The sequence below is a fragment of the Paenibacillus sp. yr247 genome (assembly GCF_900103825.1).
Taxonomy (GTDB): Bacteria; Bacillota; Bacilli; order Paenibacillales; family NBRC-103111; genus Paenibacillus_E.
In genome coordinates, this window is record NZ_FNIF01000017.1 from 37,519 (window position 1) to 60,785 (window position 23,267).

Below are 23,267 nucleotides of genomic sequence, written 5' to 3' on the forward strand. Positions count from 1 at the left end.
ACAATTCGATTTCCTTGTTCTTATTTATGTATTTAATTGTATCCTCTGTCTCGTAGAAAATTAAGGTAATGTTCGAGAGCCACACTATACATATTATGCCCCGTACTGTTTTTGCTTATAAAAAACTCATTTTCTTTTATACGTTCAATTCCTCTCTCTAGATCATGCAATGAATTAATTGTATAAAGACTTCTTTCGAGCAAACCTATCTTAATCATATCCTCTGAAATTGTATTTATCGCACGGGAATATTTATATGCAGAACTTGCACTTAATGTATTCCCATATCTTTTGTTCCTACTGCTAACTAACCAAACATCGAATTCTTTAGTTAATGTCATGAAGCCACCTCAATTTAGTTCTTTTACTTGACTTTGCCTTCAACGTTCAGCAACTAAAGAAAGGAACCCACGTTCCCTGATTTAATACGTTTTAAAAATGGCTTCAAACAACACAGAAAAAATAAAAAATGTTTTTTTAAAAGCAACAGCCTACTGTACTCCACTAAATCATAATAGTAAGTAAATAAAAGGTATTACAATTGGTTTTTGCCGAATATTTAGGTTTAATTTCCCCCGTGAGCGATGAGTGATTGAATCTGGGTGAGAAAACCATGAAAAATCAACCAAGAAAAAAGAAGGAACTTTCGAGATTAGAACTGTTGAATTGCCTCACTGAAACCGATTATATCATGAAGATAAACAAATGAGGGGATACAATTTGCCTGTAAGTGTAGCTGAGTATTTAGGAAGAAGAACTAATGTAGAAGTTGAACAAATAGAACCAGTTGAGGATAAAACTATTATTCCTGCGGTACTGTTTGGATTACATGCGAGCATCGGATTTGCGCCACAAAAAATATACCCCTGACCCAGTATCAATCCGAATATGCTGGAAAAACTCTCGGATAGAACCAATGAATCATTAAGGAATGCCGTTGGTGCACACACAATAGAGACAAACGCATGGCGAAGATAACAAGAACAATTCATCGTAAAATAGCAATATTGCTATGCAAACATGGAAGGGGTACGGTATAGTCTTTTGTGTTAGAGCACCTCTATTTGATTACTTAATGACGAAGTTGGCTGATGCAAATCCACCTAATTTGCGCACTTACAACTGGACACTGGCCCTTATAGGTTTTTCCGAGCATTCCCAGAATCCAGTTAATCCACGCCCAATACCTTATAATGTTGACCTAAATCGATTATTATTCACAAACTATCAAACCTTCGTCCCAGCTTTTATAAACCAATGCGAATCAAGTCTCAATGCATTTTCAGGTCACTTTCTTAATTTGGTTGGAGATAGTATCCTCATTCCTCGCGATGGTGCGGATAGAATATAAAATAGAGGAAAAGGGTGGGAAACTTGATCCCCCATCCTCTTCCTTTATTTTTATTGAATGTGCTTATCTATACACTACCAATTACATTAATAATCTAACTAATTCGATATAGAAGTTATCAACAATGCTGAAGTTCTACTCAATAATTAGGTTAAAAGTTATAGAGCGTGGTAAGACTTGTTTCTGAATAACAATTTTCGACCTTATCCTTACTTAAATTGTAAATCGCACAATTTTTACTAGGTACAACTTGGTGTCTATAGGGCTGCAACCCCCTTACTTTATAAACCATATTATTATATTCGAGTCTTAACATTAGTGTACCGTTCCCCAGAGTAGTACTGTCTATAAATGTTCCAGCAATATCATATGGCCACTCAGCTCCAGGCGTTTGTTTCTTTTTACTCCAGTACTGTAAACAAGCAGGCCTATATCTACAATATCTACAGTTTTCAGGGCTTGGGGTTGCTAATAATCGCTGTTTCTCTTCCAGGCCATTCACCTGAACTTTCATACAAAATTCCAGCATAGAGCATAAGCTGAGTGCTGTACTCCGTCTTTATCCCATTCTGCCCTTTAACTTCACCTGTCTTATAATCTATGATCTCATAACCGACTGAAGTATGTACAATCTTATCTACATATCCCCCCAGTTTACCGTCTGGAGTTTCGATCCAACGCTCGTTACCGCTGAGCAGAATTTTATATTCTACATTGAATGAAGGCATAAGTGAGGCCGCTATATTTAATAGTAGCCTCTTCTTAAGTTCTTTCATACTGTTTTACGTAGGCACTTAGAGGGACAAGGTGTTTAGTTAAAAGGTTTCTAACTAATTTTTCTTCCACTTCGGCAATACATAAATTCCAGGCGTTATTTAAATTATTCTTGTTTGAAATTTTTCCTTTACTAGCCTTTTCTAATAGGCTATGGAGACTGTTCCAAAATATGCGTTTGGAGTAAATGGAAGTAACCCTGCAACACCTGATGAAGATAATACCTCAAGATATTTGCACTGTGAAAAACCAAGATACCGGCTTGGCGTAACCCTATTCAAAGGTTGTAGCGCATTCAGTTTTGCTAGCATACTACCACCACGTATCATCTTCCCTTCCCAGTTGTTCATGACACCAACCAGGTCGCCGGAGTAAGTTAAAAGTATCGATATAGCCCGGATTGCCTCCTGCTTCAACGATGGCATCTACTAAAATGCCCTGGGGGTTTTGTGTAGACCATAAAGGGTGCACAATAAGCAAATTTTGACCGTCAGAACGCAAACCCGGAATGGCACCAAATTGTACCGGCTCATAATTGAAGTATGCTGCAAATTGCCGGGACAGTTTTTGGGCTAATAAAGACCATTCTTTGAGCTCTTCATACGAAAAATCGCCATCGAGCCCACACTTGTAGCCACTCGTGTACATGGCTCTTAAATATGCTAAGCCAAGCCGCCAATCTAGTAACCCATGGTAAGGCATATTCCGATAATTCATTAAGCAACTATAACAAGCCGATTCACAAACATGTCTGTCCCCCGTTAAATATTGCATAAACGAATGTCTAGCACTAGGTGAAAAAATACCTTGCATGACATTATCCCAATTACGCTCGAGCCAACGAACAAAGCCTGCCCCGTTGGGTAAACGGTCACTGAGTATAATTTCTCCTACGTAAGAACCATCGGCAACCCTTGATCTTAAATACTGGCATAATTCAATCTCATCGGCGTCTATATCAAGCCGTTCAGCCACTATTGACCTCAGTAAGAACCCAGCTGATATAAGTGCTGCTCTCGATGTTACATTGGACGGGTCTAGATTTAACCCAAGCGTTGTGGCGCTCGGCCTTATTCTGAGTAAATCTGTGGTTTTTGCTGCCGCGATACCAAGTGACTCAATTTTCGGATAAAACTGATCAGTAGTATAATTAAAATCCTCTAAGACCCATTGCCATTGCATTTCCGGTGCATTCCAGATGGCGCCATTGGGCGCCTTGGTCTTATTCGTAGTTACAAGCCCACCTTGGAACAATTGCTTCCCATTATCATTGATTCTCCAAACGCGACCTTCGCCACTTAGATAAATATGAACATTTGAGTTCTCAATCTTAGAGAAATCAGCGGGCTTTCCTTCTGCAATACTTGAAGGGGCCCCTGAAACTGCCCATTCTTCTTCCTTGGCATTTTTTCCCTGAGAATAGTCTGTTCGAAATGCCAGTGGTACTGCGACCTCATAAACCCTAAAATTACTGCCTGTAGACTCTCCACAGTTCGTGCAATGATGGATTTCCTGATCTACCCGCATATATCCACAATCATCACAATGAGCGATCTTGTAACGCTGCGCGAGTGGATTATCTTGAGATGGCTTCCAATTATTTTGAATATTGATAAGCGGAGCGGTGAAGCCGATAGCTGTATGGATCGCTTTATTTTTTGTCTTTTGGGCACCAGGTGCAAATTCACTTATTGCAAGCTCAATATCCCTGTCTATTGTTAGCGGAGCTCGTGTCTTATCATCAAAACCATGATACAAGAGTCTGGTTCGTGAAGGCATTCCAAACATCGGCAATTTAGCACCTTCCGCCAAGCGTTCGGCAAGGCCTTCTCCAATTAACTCTGTATTTAAGGTGCATATGTCAATTTCCAAGATTAGTTCTGATTGGATGAATCTTAAATAGTTTGTAATGCATTCATCACTTTGTTCCCAATACGGAATAACAGCGCAAATAACCTTTTCTATATTAGCAGTGTTACTTTGAAGCCAGTTGGAAATCTTATCCTTATATTGTCCCCAGTCATCTTTTAGTCCAAACTCCCCATGGGTATCGGGTGGACTTTCGGCACCATCCCACCAGCGCACACCAATAGCAATAAACGCTTGCCTCAAGCATTCTTTAGCTAGTAACCTTTTAATGATAGGCGGCTGGTTGGCAGTAATGAAAGGGACCGGTGGTGGATCCCCGGTTATTGAGCTGGGATTTGTAAAGTAATGGTCATCATGGCTTCGACCACCTCTGCAAAGTGTTAATACAAATGAAAACGCTTGCCCCCGCCTTCCTGCACGCCCGACACGTTGTTGGTAGTTAAAACGCATCGGTGGCATATTTGCCAACATAACAGACTGCAGATTTCCAATATCCACTCCAACTTCCATAGTTGTGGTAACGCTTAGGATATCTATTTCATCTACCTGCTGACCAGTTTGATTTCCATCCGCTTTAAGCAGCACTCCCCGGAATAGCCTTTGCCGTTCTGCTTGGTCATCCGTCTGGGCTGTAAGCTCCTCTGTATGCAGCCGAATGGGCTTACGATCGTTTGTTACCATATTTGCCAAATAATTCGTTCCCATCAACACTTCACATTTACCATATGGATCAACAGGCAAATCTGAATGGCAATTGGTACAGATCCCACTGGATGAATGAAGGTGAGGTCGCTTGCAGTTTGGGCATAACCAGTATGGATCCCCTGGCGATGCGACTTTTATATCGAGCTTCTCTGTCAGCAGGACGGCACCTTCGTGCCCTGCCCGAATTATCGTATGAAGCACTTTCTGACCGATCAGCTCTGACCGAATGTCCGAAACCCCCATTTTTTTGCAAACAGCATAAATATAATCTTTAAATATGCTCCTTGCATTGTTAAACTCCAACCAATGACTGTTAGGGAAATCTGAACCTTCATGGCGATATAGGTCACCAAGAATACGGATAGCCGAGTCGCATAGCTGTTTAAAAAGCTCTTGATCCAGGTCTACATCACTAGTGACCGCTCTGGTAAAGGCTTCATCTAGATGCAAAGTAAGATAACCAAGCCCCGACGATTCAAAGCTAAAATATAAACGGCTAAAGAACAAATCGCATAACTCTTGTCTTACTTTGGAAATGATTTTGTTTTTTGCTACACTAGCTTCAAGGGGTAAATCCTCAGCCCACGTCTTCTTTTCAAAATTAAACAGAGTAGTCCAACGGTACTTTCTGCCCCCCCAATAAAACGATTGGTACTCAATGTCATTGCCAGCAGGATTTACTCCAAGCCCAATAAACCGGGATATTAACCTTCCGGTATCCCTTTCCGAAGTTGCCTGGAAAAGTTCTTTGCATGTGACAAGAAGTGTCTCCTTCTTTCTTCGAATAACATTAAGTTTCTCTAAGCTCTCTTCATAAAATCTACGGTAAGCAGCGGGAGGTTCAACTTTTGTCTGTTCCAGATATTCTTTAATTTTATCCTCCGCATCTGGAAAATCGTGCATGTACTCCTTAGCCAGTGACGTCAGCGTCCCACCTGTTTCTAGGTAACTAAGCAGTTGCCCCTCTCCAATAGCGGATAGTTGCAATTCACTTAATACAATTTCGCGGAGAAGATCCTTATAATGATTTCGCTCTACCCCATTAGAAATTTGTGCTGCGTCTTCACGGCTATCGGAGAAAATAACCAATTTTTTCTCGACGTCACTAGACAATTGATGGAACAGATCTTTTGAAAGGATCTGGCTGACTTTTGAAAAGCCCGTACGGAACCCACGAATGGGGCTATTCATTTTTCGTTTCGTGTAATCAGCAGAACAACAAGGGCATACCGAAGGAAGTGCTTTATACTCATTTCCCTTTACTTCATTACCACCATCAAGTACAAACAAATAACCTCTTACATATCCAGTTGGGTCTTCATTTGCATCTTCATGTGAAAAGCTAATCCGGCCCGTTGCGGAACTGAGAGATGCTTTGCTCCATTCTGCTGCTGCGGGGTCCTTTTCATCTCTTGGTTTCGATTGTTTCCATGAAACTGCCTCTTTCTTTACTTCTTCGGTATCTGAAGGCCAGAAAACAGCATACTCATTGTAGTTTCTATTTCCTACCATGCTTTTCTTGTTTCGGTCAGGGATTCCCTCAATGTCTGGGGACGTGACCAGCATTTCCAAGCCACCGTTTTGCAGTTTTAAACGGTTACCTCCAAAAAAAACAGTTCCGCATTGTTCACAGTATAAAAGTTCCAAAATCCGTTTGCCATTAGCATCTACAATATCCGGTCGAGGAAACAGTTTTCCGACAGGTCGCGTTTCATCTTCTTTATGGGTAGAAGCCCATAACCCCTCTATATTGCGCAAAAACCAATGGAACCGAAAGGACGGGAGGCTACTGTTTGAGCCAGGTCTATCGCATAGTCCACGTGCAGTGAAAAACCCGGTAAGTGCCAATTTCCTGTCGTTTTTCCCAGCAATTGTACCAAACAACCTTTTACCAAATGTATCTACAGATACTGCCCTTACTTTATTTTTTTCATTATCCATACAAGCACTAAGCAAGAGATTGCCTAATTGTATGTCAGGTGACTCAAGGGCATCCTTCAAAGCCTTTAATCCAGTGTCCTCTCCTTTGTAATCTAACGATTGAATCAAAGCAGAAATTGATTCACTAGGATCAAAATCATAATTCTTTTGGAATTGGGCAAATGGTTCCCAGGGAATTACGGTTTCTGTTTTAAAAGGCAATTGTTCCAGAGTACCACTAATAATATCAAACGCTTCACCAGACAAACCAAAAAAATCTTGAAGAAATTCCCGGCTATCTACATCATCTGGCTCTAACGAAGCACTAGACGCTAAAATTCGAAGTTGTGGGTGATCTGGAGAAAGACCCAACCGATGTAGCAACAACTTAAGCAAATAAGACACCTCAGCGCCTGACGTACCGCGATACAAATGCAATTCATCAATAATTAGATGGAATATATTCTTATCGCTTTCGCTAAGCCATTTTTTAGTATGCTCAAAAATTCCATTATCGACGTCACGCATCATCATTATGCTTAACATAGAGTAATTGGTAATCAAGACATCTGGGGGCGCATCTTGCATATCCCAGCGAGATCTCATCTCAGAGCCATCCAACTTAGGGAAAAAGAAGGGGATATCCTCTTTCTCCTTTGCTTTCGCATATTTATCTGCCTCTATGCTCGTCTGCTCCATTTTTTTCAAAAGGTCAGTTAACTCTTTTATTTTATCGGTATTCGGATTACCCGTTTTTTTGTACTCATGGCCCGCTATAGGCGTCATGCCATTATAGCGTCCAAAGTAAATTTTATTCCCCTTCAAGTAGGTATCAAAGAATTCACGGGCTTGCGGGGAATCTAACGCCTTTCGCAGCCTGGTTAATTGGTCTTCGACCAGGGCATTCATAGGATAAAGTATCATCGCACGGACGCCCGGCTGCCTTTGTTCATGACCACGTTGCGACACGCGGTAAGACTTTTCCATGCGATGCCTTTTTCCGGATTTGGGATTGCATTTATCTTGCCATTCTTTGTTTTTCCACCAATCATTTAGATGCGTATCCGGAGCTTTAGGTTCATCCCACTGGGCAGCTTCTTTTGCCAAATAAGCAAAAAGTGGTAGTAGAAATGACTCAGTTTTACCAGAACCGGTTCCTGACGTAATAACACAATGCTTTCCTGAAATGGCTGACTCCAGCATTCGAGTTTGATGAACATACAAAGGCAGACTCGGATTAAAAAGCCCACAGGAAGCAAACTGTTGAAAAAGCCTGATTTCCTGATTACTGAAACCAGGTAATTCTTTACCAGTTAGCTCTGTAACCCTCATGTTCGAGCTTTTATACCTTGGCAATGGTTCAATATATGGATCTTGGGATAACACACCTGGTTTTAGCAGTAATTCTTCCCTTTCATGTTCAATTTCCGGGTGACTAGTGCCAAAAGCTGTTTGTATATAACGGATAAAATTATTTCGAATATCTTCAAATGCAAGAATAGGATTTGTCATTGTAATTTCCTCCAACATTATAAATTTGCTTCTTGCAATGTTTGTCCTAACTTTCTTCCAAGTTGGTTGGCCATGCCCCGGGGAACATTTTCATATATCAACATCGTAATTCCTTTTTTCAAAATACCTATTTGTTGATGTAGCTCTTTTTTACGTGGAGCTACACCCGAACAAAGGACGATTGCCCTCGCTAGATATTTTGGCAGTGGAACGGTGATAGGAACAGCTATTTTTTGTTTTCGCTCGTCATAAAGCAAGATTTGGCATTTATGCCTGCCTAAGACGAGGTATCTCCCCCAGTTTTTATCTACCTCAGCAGCGGTATCATTATTCCATATCCATATTTTTTGCTGCTGGTTAATTGGGTTAGTATACGTTACTAGCTTAGTAGGAGAAGTGCTTGTATCCTGGGAAAACCGCAGACGCTCATGGCAGAACGAGCTATGTTTCCAGTTCGGCTCTGTAGATTGTAAATATAAAAGCGAATCTTTAATATCCCTAAGACTCGGTGAGAATAATAGGAGTTTCCAAGCAGCTGGTGAATCTATACTACATTCGATTCCCAATTTTCCTGCCAGTTGTACAATATAATTTTTATTTGTAGTTAATACATAAACTGCTGGAGGAAATACGGGATTTTCATTTTCTGGGTGAGGCTCAAGTGATACCTGAAAAAGGTCTGGCCTATCCGTTGAGAAACGTTGTAGCCGATCGAGGAGTTTTTTATCTCTGCCGCCTACCAATACGAATTTTGGCATGCCAGGATGTGGGAGCAAAAGAAACGAAGGAGGGCATACTAGTATCTGTCTTAACTTGTAGTCTATCTCACAATGCCCTAATGCTTCTAACCAATGAAGGATATCCGAAAGTGGCTGGATATATTCCTCATCATCACCCATATGAATCCTCATCAGCGTATCGTAAATAGCCTTCATTTTGTCCAGTTTCACTCTGCCTATCGCACTTATTGCTGCTAATATATCTTTAGCCATTCTTTGACACCTCTAAATAGTCATCCCATAATTTATTGAAAGCTTCAAATTCAAAAGAAGGTTTTTCTATTATCTTTGTCATTCCCCTTATCGCTGCCTTCCATTGCTCAACCTCTTTACTGTTTCCAGTTACATTACCTGGCTTGCTTCTTTGCAGACTTTCTATTCCGCAAAAATATAATTTCCACTTTTTGCGCCCTTCTTTTGCGATAGCCCAAACAGGGCTCCAAGCTATTTTTTTCTGTGAGCTCCGTAACCAGTAGCATATTTGACCAATCCCTTTTCCGATAAAAATAATTTCGTTTGAAAGATGTATTGGGATATCGAATTCAAATTTTTCGATGCGGTCATTTTGATTATAGATATTTCCCCCAATAGCCATGGGAACATTGCTATCAATTTGTAATTTTGTCTCCTTAAGGTAACTCTCGTAATTTTTAATATTGATTACAGGCTCGATAAGTTTAAAGACGATTTTTTTTGGGCCTTCTAGTAAACCTTTCACTTGTATAGTTAGTGGTACATTAGTAGGAAGTGATTGTGGTAACACCCAACAATCACGTGCCAGATCAAAAATAAGGTCCAAGTCATTTATATTCATAACCACATTACCTTCTGGATTTTCGACAATTACATTTGGGGGGCTGAAGTTTAAAAATGTGTTGCCATATCCTAATCGAATACCTCCAAAGAATCTAATACTTGTTTGAGATGATAAGGCCAAAACTTCAAAACCTTCACAAGACAATTCAGGGTTTACCCCTTGAAACAATGACCAATCTGTTGGAAGCCCACCGTATACTATTGGCCCAAAATCAGCACATGCTTGCTTTCCCCATTTTGCTATTTCATCTATAACGGATTGATGGCACAGTAACAGAAATTGTGATCCTCGCTCCAATTGATGAATTTCAACAAATGCATTAGGCAAACCTAATTTTTGACCACGTGTGAATATGCGAACTGTATTGCCCGGGAACTTGACACTCCATCCGTTTTCCGAATCATCAAGAAAAACAGTATACCTAAAGTCGAAATGCTTAATGTTAATCGAATGGTTTTGATCATCCTTTATTTCAGTTGACCAATTTTGAATGCTGTCCTTGCATGTAAAAGCCCCCGTCTTCCCTCTCATACCTAACCGCAAAGATTCATCTGGGAAAGGATTATTCGCCTTTACACGCAAGCTAAACCTAGCTTTTTTCTTGATTTTATCGAGATCTAGACATAGCATAGCTGTAGAACGAACCAAAACGGAACCTTCCATTGTCTCTTCTGGCAAAGAACCATCCCAATGAATAAGTTCATCCCTTACATAATCCAGTAAAGCCATTAATAATTCCTTGTTCTCCTCTTCCCCATACAGAAGTCTTAATGTTTTCCTCGAGAGGTTGTTTTGTCCATGTTCAATTAACATGTTTTTTAATTGATTATAATAAGGTGGGCTTGTTGGGATAAGCCCTCCTTTATGAAAAAGCAATGGAAGTGAGCGTTTTTCTTTTGCAGATAATACGGACTGGGATAACGGCAAGCCAACATGCCTCCATCTTCCCCTTGTTTTCACGGTAAAACGCCCGAACTCTTCAAATTTGTCCTCTTTAGTCCACTTCTCCAAGTCCTGCCATATGCGATACATTTCATCAAATCTTGGGTATTGTCCAAGAACTTCCTCTTCACCAAGCAATTTACGTAATTTAGGATAGTAAGCAATGGGAGAGTAGTAACCGTCATCTATACATCCAGCAAGAACAAAAAGTGCTAAATAAGCAAGATAAGGAGGATATTTTAAGTCATTATCCCGCCAATTTTCGTATACCCTTAGAGCTTTTTGACAAACGCTGAGGCTTGGATCAGATTTGACCTTAAATGGTCCCTCAATAACAGATGAAATAAACCCCTGCATGTCTTGCCCTAAACTCTTTCCCAGTTCGTTAATAAGATGTTCATCCACAAACAAAAGAACATCACGGCCTGCCATTTCGGGATAAAAAAAATGTTTAGCTATCAGTTTATTCCAATGTATGTATGACATTTAAAGCACCCCTTGTATTGATACGACAGTTCTTTTTACACAATACGACAAATAGTGGATAACAACCTGTTATATACACAATGTATATAACAGGTTGTCCCCAAATAAAAACTGTATTTTTCCGTTATTCTATAAACTCTTCAATCCAATGTGCAGTGCCCAATTAACACAACTGTTCAAAACTATCATTTATGCCTATTAGTCCGCTAATAATATTCCCTGAACGATATCCACTAAAAAAATTCTGAAGGCCCTTAAGTTGCTATACTATTTCGCTTTCCCGGAAACATCCGACTTCCTCAACCGCCATATTGGCATCCGGCGAATCAAAATCGGGGTCGTTCCCCCAGATTTGATACTGCATCTTCTGTAGGCTTTTTCCATTTAAGCAAATCAAGTAAGATTGAAACATTGATGACCAACTACAGCTGATCTCACCTGCTCTTGGGAGATCCTATGCTGGATCCAAAAATGGTAGACCATTTTCGCCTCCTCTACTAATGAACGATCCAGCAAGTTTCCCAAGATACTCCTTGCTTAGATTCTTCCCATTATTGCAAGCGTAAGCCTCCGACAATTGTCAAAAGCTCGATCTGTATGCCACTTGGCTTCAATGCCGCTTTTAACAACGTCTGAAGCATCTAAGTTTTTCCCATAGTAATTTAGGAACTCAAGAGTGTCACCTAACTCCACAAGACAATTGTTCTTATCCCCATTTCTTTTTAACCCCCACACAATAAATAAAAATCAATCTTTCATAAGCATATTGACCCAACATCATTGTACCATATACTGGAATTTGTTTGCTCGTTTCGTTCAATTTTTACTTCTAATTGACGAATAGCTGTGAAATTCCATATATATACAGCAAACACAAACAGTCTTCTGGATGTTAACTAGCCCTAACTATCCTTACGAATCCTGCTCCCACTACCGAGTTAAAACGAAAAAAAGCCCTCTCGATGACGAGAAGGGACAATCCACATTAACATCTCCTCCGTTATTCCCATTCCAAGTATACAGTGAAAACAAAACACGATTATGTCAGAAGGAATAGTGTTTGCTCTAGAAATATATTGGATCTATTCAATCAACTTAAAGCACAGTAAACGTAAATTACAAAAAGGGGAATCTCAATTCCCCCAATTAATCTCATCAAGTTTTTTCAAGAATTCCATACCTTCATCTGGTTCTAACATTTTTATGAAATTAGCCATACCATATAGGTATTCTTTAAAATATGATTTGCTTTCAGACTCATTTTTTTCAAGTGACTATAAACACCAAATTTTTTGCAATAATAAATATGTTGTTCAAGTCGTTTTTTATTAGTCCGCATTCATCTTTACTGCAAGAGCCAATAACCTCTTATCCACTCTTTTACAAATAATATTTTCGATAGAGGGGCTGGAAGGCGCCCCCTGAGGTAGAGCACCATTGAATGTAGTCAATGCAGCTAAAGAATATGATAGTTCTTTGGTATAGCCATGATCGTAGAACATATAGAATACATGCTCAAATTTAATACTAGGAAAAAAGTTATTAATATCTATGTTAAGAACTAATTTATTCTTCGTGTGTATTAAAGCATTATCTTTAATATTTCTTCCTTTCACAAATCCATAAGCAGACTCATACAAAAGATTGAAGTAAACGAAGACGGTTCAATCAAAGCAATACACTACAATATTTCCAGTCCTCAATCCGTTAGGGCATTGGAGCAACAAGGGCTTAGGATTATTCCTGCCCCTTCCATTTTAGTAACACTGAGCACTCCACATGCACCGTATGCGGAAACATATCCACAGGCGTCACCTCGACGACGGTATAACCGCCGTCAACCAGCACGCGCAAGTCGCGCGCGAGTGTCGATGCGCTGCACGACACGTAGACGACGCGTCGCGGCTGCAGCTCGAGGATCGTCGTCAGCAGCGCCGGGTCGCAGCCCTTGCGCGGCGGGTCCACCACGATCACGTCGGGACGAACGCCCTGACGTGTCCACTCGGGGAGGACCACTTCCGCTGGGCCTGCCTCGAAGTGCACGTTCGACATGCCGTTTAACTCGGCATTCTTCCGTGCATCCGAGATCGCCTCCTCGACGATCTCGACTCCATATACCTGTCCCGCCTTCTGGGCGAGGAAAAGGGAAATCGTACCGATGCCGCAATAGGCATCGATCACAACTTCATCGCCGGTCAGCGCGGCGTACTCAAGTGCCTTCCCATACAACACTTGTGTTTGTACGGGGTTCACTTGAAAGAAGGATCGCGCGGAAATTGCAAATTTCACATCGCCGATATAGTCATAGATGACTTCGCTGCCCCACAGGACGCGAGTCTCATCCCCAAAAATAACATTCGTCTGCTTCACATTAATGTTATGGCAAATGCTCTTCACGCCGGGCAGCGCGGCACGAATGCCAGCGACCCACTCGGCAACACGAGGAATCTCGGTGCCGTTGGTCACGAGCACGACCATGATCTCTCCCGTGCGGAAGCCGACTTTGACGACGACGTGGCGCAGCAGTCCGGCATTACGCTCTTCATCATAAGCGCGAATACCAAGACGCGCGCCGATCTCTTTCACTCGAGCAACGACTTCGTCGTTCGACTCATGTTGAATCAAACACTCATCCATATTGATGATGCGATGACTACCCTGTGCGTAGAATCCACCGATGAGTCCACCCTGCTCTTCACCAAAAGGAACCTGAGCCTTGTTCCGATACCGCCACGGATCGGTCATCCCCAGCGTGGGATGGACAACAATGCCCTCCTCACTAGTCGCAGCATCCAATCGACCTAGTATTGGTTCCCCCGCAACCTGCAGCTTCCCAATCCGCTGCAAATTATCCACCACCTGCTGGCGCTTCACGCGAAGCTGCGCCTCATAGCTAAGATGCTGCAGCTGACAGCCGCCGCACTCCTCATATATCCCACAATCCGGCTTAACCCGGTCCGTGCTCTCCTCCAACAATTGCACCAAACCCGCATGCCCATACTGTTTCTTCAGATGCTCCACCCGCACAAGCGCACGCTCACCAGGCAGCGCACCAGCAACAAAAAGGGTAAAGCCGTTCACACGGCCTACCCCTTCGCCATCATGGCTGATCCCAATAATCTCAGCCTCATATTGCTGCCCGATCTGTACCGGCAGATCAGCCATCCAAGCCGGCGCTGCCTTCGCGACGGACTTCCCAGCTTTACGATCTTTATGTTTACCTGACACTGAGCCAGAACTACCTTTTGCTCTCATATGACCCTCACTTTAATAAATAACTAAAATTAAACAATTGCTCACTAGATTTGGCGCGGCACGCAGGAGGAAAGATTTAATTCGTCCCTACTCATTCTCCTCATTCCCATTCACTCTAAAAGGCGTGGTCAAGGTATTCAAAAACGTCTTCTTATAAATCGACTGTCCCGATTGATCCACAATAACCTGCAAATGACTCTTCAGATTCGTCATGACACAAGGCAGCGTGCCCCCGAACTCCCCATCCAAATTCAACTGGACGTAGTCCGGCGAATTGATCTCAATATGATTCGTCTGGAAATAAATTAGGTTCGGATCGCTCAGATGCTCGCCGCGCAGAGCGAGTGTAACAACTCTGATAAACTCTGCAAGATTACACTTGCGCAAGATCAGCACGTCGAACAATCCATCATTCATACTCGCGTCCGGAGCCAGCTTCTCAAATCCGCCGACGGAGTTGGAGTTGCCGACGAGGAACATCATGACTTCATCATGAAATTCAAACTCGCCTGCTTTGACATACAGCTCAATCGGCTTCAGCCTAGGCAGCTTCTCCAGTCCCTTCATATAATAGGCCAGCTGGCCGATTATCGTCTTGAGCTTGCTGGGAACTTCGTAGGTCAGCTCGGTCATCGAGCCTCCGCCGGCGATATTAATGAAGTATCGGTTGTTAATTTTGCCTACATCGATGTCCGTTGTGTACTGCTGAACGATCAGGTCGCAGGCCTGCTCCAAATTCTTAGGTATGCCAAGTGCACGAGCAAAATCGTTCGTCGTCCCCAGCGGTAGAATACCAAGAGGCGGTCGGCCCTCTTTTTCCGCCATACCGTTGACCACTTCACACAAGGTGCCGTCTCCGCCTGCGGCTATGATGAGATCGAAGCCTCGTCTGACGGCCTCAGACGCCGCTAGTATGGCATCCCCTTCACCGATCGTAGCGTGAGCGGATGTTTCGAAACCGCCGCGCTCTAGGCGCTGAAGTATTTCTGGCAAACGCTTTTTCATTTCTTCCCGGCCAGAAGTCGGATTATAGATCAGTCTTGCTCTTTTGACCATTGCGTCTCATCACCTGTTTCGCCTTCTGAGATTTCTGAAGCTATCTGCTTCTCGATCCATTTGGAAATTAGCGGACTAGGCAGCAGCGCCTGTCCATTGTACTTATATGCGAACCCCTCCATGCGAGAAGGGATAACCTTATTCGTGAAATAGCCCTCACTTAGAAAAAGCGGCGCAACGACTACTGTATGCTTAGGCTTCTTCCGGGCCCACCATGTCATCTTCCGTTTCACTTGATCTGGCAAAAGCATAGCGACATCCGCCTCGTCGTAGCCGCCTAACGCTTTCAACCGCTCTGCGAGCTGCTCTAAACCTTTGCGCCACTTGAGATGGAAGCCCTTCTCCTTGCTTCCGTGACCGACTAGCAGGACGATTTCCTGACTTGGCGATGCGGACAGCTCTTTGATTTTGTCATATATAATCTCAGCAATAACAGGATCGTCATCAATTGGCGATGTGAAATGAATGCGCGCCTTGATATCAAAGGGTTCCAGATCCGTCTCCAGTATGGGCTGTTCAATCACACCTAAGGCGTAGCTGATTTCATCAATATGTGTACTCCCAGAGGACACGAACAGGGGAACGACGATCATATCCGTCACGCCTTGCGCCTCTAAGCTGTAGATGCCATCTTGAATTAATCGGCCTTCCACCAACTCTAGATAGGAAGCGTAAATGGGAACATCCTTCGGCATTCGGACAGCAGAAACGGCATCATCAACCAGCTGAACCCAGCCTTCATCCCGAGATCCATGGCTTATGACCAGCACACCATAATGGCTCATTGTGTTTTCCCCACCCGTTCTAACCAAGCCTCTAATCCTATGCTAACGAATGTGTTCCCACATGTCAATTGAACCTCGGATAAACAGGAAAAATCCCGCATTACGCGAAGTAATGCAGGATCTTGAACAATTGGAGAACAAACCATTTAACGGTCTAAACGATCCAGCGTAAGCACATAGCCGTCATTTCCGTAATTCAGGCATCTTTTGACCCGAGAGATGGTTGCTGTTGATGCGCCTGTTTCGGCTTCGATCTGGTTATACGTACAGCCCTTGCGCAGCATGCGAGCAACCTCTAGACGCTGGGAAAGCGATTGAATCTCATTCACTGTGCATAAGTCGTCAAAAAAGACGTAGCACTCCTCGATATCTTTGAGCGTCAGTACAGCTTCAAAAAGCTGGTCTATTGCTTTATCATTTAATTTTTTTAATTGCATACGTTGTCAACTCCCAGTGGAAATGCATGTTAGCTTATAAGATCAGTAAGCTCCATTTTAACATTCGACATGTCACCAGTAAATCCTTCCTTTAGCTTTGCGAAACGTTAAAATTTCTATGCGTTAATGAGCTGAATTATAACAAATAACCAATACCCGTGACATTCGTCTATACCAATGGTAGGCAAGTGACATATCCTGTAGGAGAAAAATCTGATAAAAAGGATCGTGAATCCTAGTGAGCAACCAAAGACAAATCATTGGTAATGGTGGTAATCGTCCTGAAGTTCATACAAGAAGCTTGACTTTACCTCCGCAAATTGGTGATGGCGGCTTCGGCCAATATCCAGGCATAGGCGGTAATCCGTTCTCGGGTTTCGGGCAAGGCGGAGGGTTCGAAGGAGGCGGCAATTTATTTGGAGGGGCCCCTAGCAGTAATGCTGGCGGTGGATTTTTTGGCGGCGGCGGTGGTGGCGGACTTTTTGGCGGTGGCAACCCCAGCGGCGCCGGTGGCGGAGGAGGAGGGAATTTCCTCAGCAACCTTTTAGGCGGTGGCGGTGGTGCAGGCGGTGCCTCATCTAACCCGCTGAGCGGATTGAACCTGAAGCAAATCTCAGGCTTTGTTGAGCGTATGGGTGGTATCGACGGCATCATCGGTACGATGGGCAAGGTCCAGAAATTCATCAGCACTTTTCAACAAATGGCGCCTATGTTTAGAACACTTTTTAAATCTATTGGTAAAGGAAAGGTGAATTCAGCGGAAGAATTGGAGGAAATATTCAAACCCAAACCCAAACGCCGTAAGAAATCAAGTTCGGCCTCTAGAAGAAAAGGCAGTTCAACATCCGGACCAACCAAACGCAAACGCAAATAGGATTATCCTAGGGTCAAAATAATTCAAAAAAACGCACGAGAAAGCCGCCTCGTCTTGGCTCTTAACCCAAGCAGGGCGGCTTCTTGGCGACTATCGAAGCTACTCCATTTTAAGCGCTGTCCCCTCCGGCACAATCTGAACCCATGTGTTGCCCGGCAGCAGAGGCACTTCTTTGCCATCGCTCGCATAGGCGCGCAGCATACCGTTCTTGCGTTCCCATGTAATTTGCTGAGACTTGCCTTCTTGGAAAATCATACCTTTACCAGGTCCGAAAACGTCGACCTCACGGCGCCCCTCTTTGTCCACAATCTTATGCTTGCTTTCCAGCACCAGCAGATTTTTGGTTTGCAGCTGTTTGCCGGTTTCTTTATCCACGTGCGGCTTGCCCTCCATACTACGCTTGTACACACCTTGTGCAGCATTGTATTCGTAAGAAGCGAAATACCCTTGAATATACGGAATTTGAATATAGTTGACGGCAGCGCCGGTTAGCTTATTGTGGCCATCCTTGGCAAAAGTGAGCAGCGGTCCGTTCCATTCGGAGCGGAATTTGCGCGCCTCTGCTCCCTGCTTCATTTTATCCACAGAGGTATAGAGATTGTGCGGTGCCTTGCGATCGGTCGCGCGCCAGTAGTAGGCGCCATCGCCATACACTTCATCGAGATGGGCCAGCTTGCGGCCTGCCATCATATCCATCGCTTCCTGACTCCAGCCGGCATGGACGATAACTGCATCGAGCGCGTCGCCGATCTCTACAAAATATGGGCGGATGCTGCGCACAGGACCAATGGTCTTCGCCTCTTGGCTTTGGAAGACCGAGACGAATCTAGTAATCTCGCCCTCTGCGAGAATCTCATAGACGATGTCGGCCTGATCTAGGCCGGTTTGGGGCCTGGCTTGCGGAGCATTTTCCACCATGACCATGAAGGGCCGGCTCTTCACTTCTTTGGCGGTGGGTAAACCCGTTAGCGGAAATTTGTAGGGCTGCTCCGTGTCCATGACTGTAGTAACAGGCTTGGTTGCTGGCGTTGCGGCGGCAGATGTCGCTTCAGCGGCATTCGGGCTGGTCGATGGCAAGGAGGCAGGCGTATCGCTGCACCCGGCGATGGTTATGACAGAGCATCCAAGGACAAGCCAGGCGCTAAGGTTTTTTTTACGGAATAATGGCAATGATTTCAACAGGGCTGCACCTCTTCTCTTAATCGTTCGTTCTAGTAAATGTATATTCTAGCGATGAGAAAAATAGAAGACTTTTTGTGCAAGCGAACTACAGGCAGTTGGACCCGCCACTGTTATTAGGTATAGTAGAAAGAGATTCAGACACGATGATGTAATTCATACATCAAATTAGCCTCGAACAGCCATGTGGAGAGGGTTTTGATGCAAAACTTACATCAAATTAGCCCCAAACTCGTTGATTTAGCTCAATCCGTCTAATTTTGATGCACTTTTTGCACGTTCTACGGCTAGATACGCTTATCCATTGAGAAATGCTGTACTTTTTACATCATCATAAAGAAACAGCTTAGGATTAGCCCCAAATTTAAAGTAAGTTTAGCACTGAGCATCATTCCTACTCGCCCAAAAAGGAGGCTATCCCATGACCATGACAATCGATGACAAGGCCATTATTTTGTTCGATGGCGTCTGTAATTTGTGCAGCGGAGCCGTGCAGTTCATCCTGCGGAACGACCCCAAAGGGATTTTTCGCTTTGCTTCCTTGCAATCGGATATCGGCCAAAAGCTGCTCGAGCAGCACAATATACCTACGGACAATATCAGCACCATTGTTCTGATCGAGGGCGGCCGCTCCTATACCCGTTCAACTGCGGCGCTGCGCATTGCCCGGCGTTTGCGTGGCGCTTGGCCCATGGCGTATGCGGCCATCCTTATTCCCGCTCCGCTGAGGAATCTGGGTTATGCTTTCGTGGCGCGCAACCGCTATCGCTGGTTTGGCAAAACCGAGCACTGCATGCTGCCAAAGCCTGAGTTCAAGCAGCGATTTCTAGATTAGAGATCGGCGGGGATTTGCGGGTTTGCTTAGTCGTAATCGCATTCATTTCCCCCCTTTACTCGGGTTCTGATGGCTACGATTTCTTTATCCCTCCAAACATCCAACAGCATAAGCTGAGCGTACTCATTTGAAAGCTATGATGCAGCAGCTTCGCTCTTCGCGCCCCGTCAGCCGCACCAAGCGCCAGCAGCAAAGGCACAAAATGCTCCGGCGTCGGAACCGCCACACGCACGTTAGGCGCTCTTTCATCATACCGAAGCAGCGCCTCCAAATTCCACGTCTCCAGCTGCTCCGCCAACCACTCATCGAACTCCACGGCCCATACCTGCGGCACCGGATTATTCCGATCCAATCTCCTTACATTGTGAACCGTCCCTCCGCTGCCGAGGATCAGGACATCCTCATCCCGCAACGGGCCTAAAGCGGCACCAATGCGATAGTGCTCTTCCGCCGTCAGACGCGGATTCACAGAGAGCGCCACCACTGGAATCTGTGCATCCGGATACATAATATGCAGGGGCGCCCATACCCCGTGATCCAGGCCTCGCTCATCATCGAGTTCACAACGAATACCTTCATCTTGAAACAACTGCTCGATATGTAAACTTAGCGTTAAATCCCCTCTAGCTGGATACTTAATGGCATAAAGCTCTTCCGAAAAGCCCGAGAAATCATAGATCATTTCCGGATGAATCGCTGAACTAATTGTCTGTACGGGACTTTCCCAATGCGCGCTGAACAGCACGATGGCTTTGGGTGTGGGAATGCTCTTAGCCAGCTTCTGCAAAAACTCGGTGTAAGCATGCTGCTCGATCACCAAACTTGGTGTACCATGGGCAATGAAAAATGTAGGCAGCATGGCAAAACCCCCTTCTCGCTAAATGGTAACTTTTTACCAATATACTACATTATTCTCTTATCGGCGTAAATAAAACCGCCCTGGGTGGGGGCGGTTTATTAGAGATATAGTGAGCCCACTCTCTCTCATCGGCTTTTCAAAAACTGCTCAATTCCGTCGGCGATGCCTACGGCCAACTTCTTCTGGTATTCCGCTTCGGACATCAACTCGTCCTCTTCCGGATTGGTCATGAAGCCAAGCTCGACCAACACGACGGGTACTTTGGACCAGTTGAACCCTGATAAGTCGCTGCGCGCTGATAGTCCTCTTCCTGCGGTGTTAGTTGCCCTCTTAAGATGCTCTAGAATAAAGCCAGCTGCTTGATGGCTTTCTGCTGCAATGGGCTTTACCGCTGCAAAAGAAGCTGACGGATACAGCACCGAAAACCCTTTGGTCTTCGGTGAACTATCGCCATCCGCATGAATGCGAACAGCTAAAGCTGCTCCAGCTTCATTCGCCATATCCGCGCGCTGCTTGTTGCTGATATCGACCTCGTTTGACTCACGGGTCATCGCCACCTCTATGCCTCGGCTAACCAGCTCAGCCTTGATCAACAGGGAGACTTCCAGATTTAGCACATATTCCGGTTTTTTCGTCCGTACGCCAACTGTGCCGGAGCTGACCTTCGGTTTCGTTTCCCTTGTCTCCGGTCCTACTGGTTCTGGTGCGTTATTGCCGTAGCGCTGATGTCCCGGATCCAGCATGACAAGCCTGCCAGTGCTTGGCTTAGCCGTGGAAGCCACAGGCTCTGATGTTGGCTTCAGTAGTTGTTGCTTGGCGGCAGGACTCTCCGCTAGGATAGTCTGCATGATGGCGGTACTTGTCGCTTGTTCCGAATTCACGGCTGCGGGCAAAACATCCTTGGCAGCAGCCGGTGATTCCTCCGGCTTGGCTCCTTCTTCAATGGAAGCATTCGCAGCCATATGAGTCCCGACAGCCAAAGCCTCAGTACTAGCCACTCCCTGCGGGACGAAGATGTTCAGACTATAATAACCAACAGCAATTAGCAGGCACCCCATCAATAGTGCAACGCTGATGAAAGCCATCCGCTGCTTCCAGTTTTTTGCTGAATTCACGCTGCTCTCCCCTATCTATCTCTTGAAGAATCACCTTCTTATTTTCCTGCTGCATTCGCTTAGTCACTTGGAAACTCCTGCAGCCAAGCTCCTTATGCATGAATCCGTCGCCTACTGCCAAAACTATCCCAAAGGAAAACTCAAGGAGGCATTCACATGAACAACCTCTGGCACTTTATTTCTCAGCATTGGTTATCGATAGCACTCGTTATTGGTGTGATCATAGCCGTCTGGTATGTATACAAAAATAAGGACAAGTATATTCGCGGCGGAAGTGAATAACTCGTTTAATGAGACAAATCTATCGTTAGCAGTATTTCAAAAAGTATCCCAGTTACTCGCCAAAAAACACAGCCCCCTTCATGCAATGAAAAGGCTGTGTTTTTTATTTTCAAAACTATTTCAAAGCCTTCATCGCAATATCCGTACGGTAATGCTTCCCTTCGAAATGAATCCGATCCGCATCCGCATAAGCTTTCTGACGAGCTTCAATAATATCCTTGCCAAGGCCCGTGATACCCAGAACACGTCCGCCATTTGTGACAATCTGCCCATTCTCCAGCGCAGTTCCAGCGTGGAACACAAGGGAATCTTGGACTCGATTCAGACCCGTAATCGGCAAGCCTTTCGGATAAGGTCCCGGATAACCGCCAGAAGCTACAATGACGCAAACCGCCGCTTCTTCGCTCCACTCGATTGGCTGCTCTGCCAGCGTTCCGTTGTTGATCGCAAGGAAAATATCAAGAAGGTCCGTTTTGAGGCGGGGCAAAATGACCTGCGTCTCAGGATCGCCGAAACGAGCATTGAACTCAATTGTTTTTACGCCATTCGGGGTCAAAATCAACCCAGCATACAGCACGCCCTTGAACGGTCGGCCTTCTTTTACCATCGCATCCGCTGTAGGTTGAACGATTTTAACAAGAGCTTCTTGTACGATTGATTCTGGGATATGCGGCAGCGGTGAATACGTACCCATTCCGCCGGTATTCGGCCCTTTATCATTATCATAAACTGGCTTATGATCCTGCGAAGGTACCATGAGGCGTACCGTGGAGCCATCCACAAAAGCTAGCAAGGACATCTCTTGCCCTGTAAGGAACTCCTCAATCACCACGCTAGCGCCGGACTTGCCAAACACTTGATCCACCATAATATCGCGAAGCGCTGCTTCTGCTTCCTCCATGGTTTGCGCAACGGTAACACCCTTGCCAGCAGCCAAGCCGTCAGCTTTAATAACGATTGGCGCCGATTGGCTCCGCAAGTAAGCAAGCGCTGGCTCATAAGCGTCGAATGACTCATAAGCTGCCGTTGGAATGCTGTATTTCTTCAAAAGCTCCTTCATGAAAACTTTGCTGCCTTCGATAATCGCCGCATTTGCGCGCGGTCCGAAAGCCTCGATACCCTTCGACTCCAAATGGTCAACCAAACCCGCTGCAAGCGGATCGTCAGGAGCTACCATAACGAGGTCAATCGCCTGTTCCTTGGCAAATGTACTGATCTCCTCGAATTGCAATTCCGTAATCGGTACACATTCCGCCAAGCCGGCAATCCCGCCGTTCCCCGGTGCACAAAACAGTTTGCTGATCTTCGGACTTTTGCTCAAAGCCCACACAATCGCATGCTCGCGCCCGCCTCGTCCAATTACTAATACACGCATCGCCTTGGCAACCCCTCTCATGGGGAATGCCCACGGTCCGGAAATCGATCGTGAGCATTC

Annotated in this window: 19 protein-coding genes; 5 read left to right on the forward strand and 14 right to left on the reverse strand. The window is 44.7% G+C overall.

Features of this window, described 5'->3' with window-relative positions; all coding sequences use genetic code 11:
* Positions 1–32: 32 nt before the first annotated feature.
* Positions 33–341 carry a hypothetical protein gene (locus BLT91_RS21745; protein ID WP_090824854.1) on the reverse strand — a complete coding sequence of 103 codons (309 nt, stop codon included), beginning with the start codon at positions 339–341 and terminating at the stop codon, positions 33–35.
* Between the two features lie 379 nt (positions 342–720).
* Here BLT91_RS21745 and BLT91_RS32365 point away from each other — a divergent pair, with 379 nt between their 5' ends.
* Entirely contained in the window at positions 721–870 is a 150-nt protein-coding gene (locus tag BLT91_RS32365) for a hypothetical protein (protein WP_217635266.1), read from the forward strand.
* Positions 871–1,803: 933 nt separating this feature from the next.
* On the opposite strand, the gene BLT91_RS21750 is transcribed toward BLT91_RS32365, so the two are convergent.
* The 9 genes from BLT91_RS21750 to BLT91_RS21790 all read right to left on the reverse strand — a co-directional run bounded on the left by BLT91_RS21750 (position 1,804) and on the right by BLT91_RS21790 (position 16,688).
* A complete protein-coding gene (locus BLT91_RS21750; protein ID WP_090824857.1) occupies positions 1,804–2,079 on the reverse strand; it encodes a PD-(D/E)XK nuclease family protein in 276 nt (91 codons plus the stop codon).
* 358 nt (positions 2,080–2,437) lie between these two features.
* Positions 2,438–8,131 carry a DEAD/DEAH box helicase gene (locus BLT91_RS21755; protein WP_175532458.1) on the reverse strand — a complete coding sequence of 1,898 codons (5,694 nt, stop codon included), beginning with the start codon at positions 8,129–8,131 and terminating at the stop codon, positions 2,438–2,440.
* Between the two features lie 17 nt (positions 8,132–8,148).
* Positions 8,149–9,123, reverse strand: coding sequence for a hypothetical protein (locus BLT91_RS21760; protein WP_090824862.1), 975 nt, complete (start codon positions 9,121–9,123; stop codon positions 8,149–8,151).
* Entirely contained in the window at positions 9,116–11,155 is a 2,040-nt protein-coding gene (locus BLT91_RS21765; protein WP_090824864.1) for a hypothetical protein, read from the reverse strand. Before BLT91_RS21765 ends, BLT91_RS21760 begins: the two co-directional genes overlap by 8 nt.
* Before the next feature lie 1,328 nt (positions 11,156–12,483).
* Complete coding sequence (locus BLT91_RS21770) at positions 12,484–12,795, reverse strand: reverse transcriptase domain-containing protein (RefSeq protein WP_090824867.1); 312 nt, start codon at positions 12,793–12,795, stop codon at positions 12,484–12,486.
* Positions 12,796–12,892: 97 nt separating this feature from the next.
* On the reverse strand, positions 12,893–14,320 hold the full coding sequence (gene rlmD / locus BLT91_RS21775; protein WP_254777060.1) for a 23S rRNA (uracil(1939)-C(5))-methyltransferase RlmD: 1,428 nt from the start codon (positions 14,318–14,320) through the stop codon (positions 12,893–12,895).
* Between the two features lie 177 nt (positions 14,321–14,497).
* The gene (locus BLT91_RS21780; RefSeq protein ID WP_090824870.1) at positions 14,498–15,466 is read right to left on the reverse strand and encodes a diacylglycerol kinase; all 969 of its coding nucleotides are present in this window, start codon (positions 15,464–15,466) and stop codon (positions 14,498–14,500) included.
* Positions 15,445–16,251, reverse strand: a complete 807-nt coding sequence (locus BLT91_RS21785) for a sirohydrochlorin chelatase (protein ID WP_090824871.1) — start codon at positions 16,249–16,251, stop codon at positions 15,445–15,447. The genes BLT91_RS21780 and BLT91_RS21785 overlap by 22 nt, the downstream gene beginning before the upstream one ends.
* Positions 16,252–16,397: 146 nt before the next feature.
* Entirely contained in the window at positions 16,398–16,688 is a 291-nt protein-coding gene (locus BLT91_RS21790; protein ID WP_090824873.1) for a YerC/YecD family TrpR-related protein, read from the reverse strand.
* Between the two features lie 238 nt (positions 16,689–16,926).
* Between BLT91_RS21790 and BLT91_RS31845 the strand changes: the two genes are divergently transcribed.
* The gene (locus tag BLT91_RS31845; protein ID WP_175532460.1) at positions 16,927–17,562 is read left to right on the forward strand and encodes an aminotransferase; all 636 of its coding nucleotides are present in this window, start codon (positions 16,927–16,929) and stop codon (positions 17,560–17,562) included.
* Between the two features lie 99 nt (positions 17,563–17,661).
* On the opposite strand, the gene BLT91_RS21800 is transcribed toward BLT91_RS31845, so the two are convergent.
* Positions 17,662–18,561, reverse strand: coding sequence for a DUF3048 domain-containing protein (locus BLT91_RS21800; protein ID WP_141225057.1), 900 nt, complete (start codon positions 18,559–18,561; stop codon positions 17,662–17,664).
* Here BLT91_RS21800 and BLT91_RS30875 point away from each other — a divergent pair.
* Together BLT91_RS30875 and BLT91_RS21805 are read left to right on the forward strand one after the other, a co-directional pair.
* On the forward strand, positions 18,560–18,793 hold the full coding sequence (locus BLT91_RS30875) for a hypothetical protein (RefSeq protein WP_141225058.1): 234 nt from the start codon (positions 18,560–18,562) through the stop codon (positions 18,791–18,793). The genes BLT91_RS21800 and BLT91_RS30875 overlap by 2 nt on opposite strands.
* Before the next feature lie 369 nt (positions 18,794–19,162).
* The gene (locus BLT91_RS21805) at positions 19,163–19,576 is read left to right on the forward strand and encodes a thiol-disulfide oxidoreductase DCC family protein (protein ID WP_090824879.1); all 414 of its coding nucleotides are present in this window, start codon (positions 19,163–19,165) and stop codon (positions 19,574–19,576) included.
* Between the two features lie 73 nt (positions 19,577–19,649).
* Here the strand turns inward: BLT91_RS21805 and BLT91_RS21810 are convergent, their stop codons facing one another.
* Positions 19,650–20,435 carry a DODA-type extradiol aromatic ring-opening family dioxygenase gene (locus BLT91_RS21810; RefSeq protein ID WP_090824881.1) on the reverse strand — a complete coding sequence of 262 codons (786 nt, stop codon included), beginning with the start codon at positions 20,433–20,435 and terminating at the stop codon, positions 19,650–19,652.
* A 125-nt stretch (positions 20,436–20,560) separates the two neighbouring features.
* Positions 20,561–21,550, reverse strand: coding sequence for an N-acetylmuramoyl-L-alanine amidase family protein (locus BLT91_RS21815; protein WP_141225059.1), 990 nt, complete (start codon positions 21,548–21,550; stop codon positions 20,561–20,563).
* Positions 21,551–21,706: 156 nt separating this feature from the next.
* On the opposite strand from BLT91_RS21815, the gene BLT91_RS33625 reads away from it, so the two are divergent.
* The gene (locus tag BLT91_RS33625) at positions 21,707–21,832 is read left to right on the forward strand and encodes a hypothetical protein (protein ID WP_302847530.1); all 126 of its coding nucleotides are present in this window, start codon (positions 21,707–21,709) and stop codon (positions 21,830–21,832) included.
* 115 nt (positions 21,833–21,947) lie between these two features.
* Here BLT91_RS33625 and purD read toward each other — a convergent pair whose 3' ends face one another.
* The gene (purD, locus tag BLT91_RS21825; protein WP_090824887.1) at positions 21,948–23,207 is read right to left on the reverse strand and encodes a phosphoribosylamine--glycine ligase; all 1,260 of its coding nucleotides are present in this window, start codon (positions 23,205–23,207) and stop codon (positions 21,948–21,950) included.
* Positions 23,208–23,267: the final 60 nt, after the last annotated feature.

Bases quoted from the DNA above. Each gene is read 5' to 3' on its own strand.
- BLT91_RS33625 (WP_302847530.1), top strand. From the start codon at position 21,707: ATGAACAACCTCTGGCACTTTATTTCTCAGCATTGGTTATCGATAGCA.
- BLT91_RS21765 (WP_090824864.1), bottom strand. From the start codon at position 11,155: ATGTCATACATACATTGGAATAAACTGATAGCTAAACATTTTTTTTAT.
- BLT91_RS21785 (WP_090824871.1), bottom strand. From the start codon at position 16,251: ATGAGCCATTATGGTGTGCTGGTCATAAGCCATGGATCTCGGGATGAA.
- BLT91_RS21745 (WP_090824854.1), bottom strand. From the start codon at position 341: ATGACATTAACTAAAGAATTCGATGTTTGGTTAGTTAGCAGTAGGAAC.
- BLT91_RS30875 (WP_141225058.1), top strand. From the start codon at position 18,560: ATGACTGTAGTAACAGGCTTGGTTGCTGGCGTTGCGGCGGCAGATGTC.
- BLT91_RS21750 (WP_090824857.1), bottom strand. From the start codon at position 2,079: ATGCCTTCATTCAATGTAGAATATAAAATTCTGCTCAGCGGTAACGAG.
- BLT91_RS21800 (WP_141225057.1), bottom strand. From the start codon at position 18,561: ATGGACACGGAGCAGCCCTACAAATTTCCGCTAACGGGTTTACCCACC.
- BLT91_RS21760 (WP_090824862.1), bottom strand. From the start codon at position 9,123: ATGGCTAAAGATATATTAGCAGCAATAAGTGCGATAGGCAGAGTGAAA.
- BLT91_RS21805 (WP_090824879.1), top strand. From the start codon at position 19,163: ATGACCATGACAATCGATGACAAGGCCATTATTTTGTTCGATGGCGTC.
- BLT91_RS21780 (WP_090824870.1), bottom strand. From the start codon at position 15,466: ATGGTCAAAAGAGCAAGACTGATCTATAATCCGACTTCTGGCCGGGAA.
- purD (WP_090824887.1), bottom strand. From the start codon at position 23,207: ATGCGTGTATTAGTAATTGGACGAGGCGGGCGCGAGCATGCGATTGTG.
- BLT91_RS21790 (WP_090824873.1), bottom strand. From the start codon at position 16,688: ATGCAATTAAAAAAATTAAATGATAAAGCAATAGACCAGCTTTTTGAA.
- BLT91_RS21810 (WP_090824881.1), bottom strand. From the start codon at position 20,435: ATGCTGCCTACATTTTTCATTGCCCATGGTACACCAAGTTTGGTGATC.
- rlmD (WP_254777060.1), bottom strand. From the start codon at position 14,320: ATGGCTGATCTGCCGGTACAGATCGGGCAGCAATATGAGGCTGAGATT.
- BLT91_RS21755 (WP_175532458.1), bottom strand. From the start codon at position 8,131: ATGACAAATCCTATTCTTGCATTTGAAGATATTCGAAATAATTTTATC.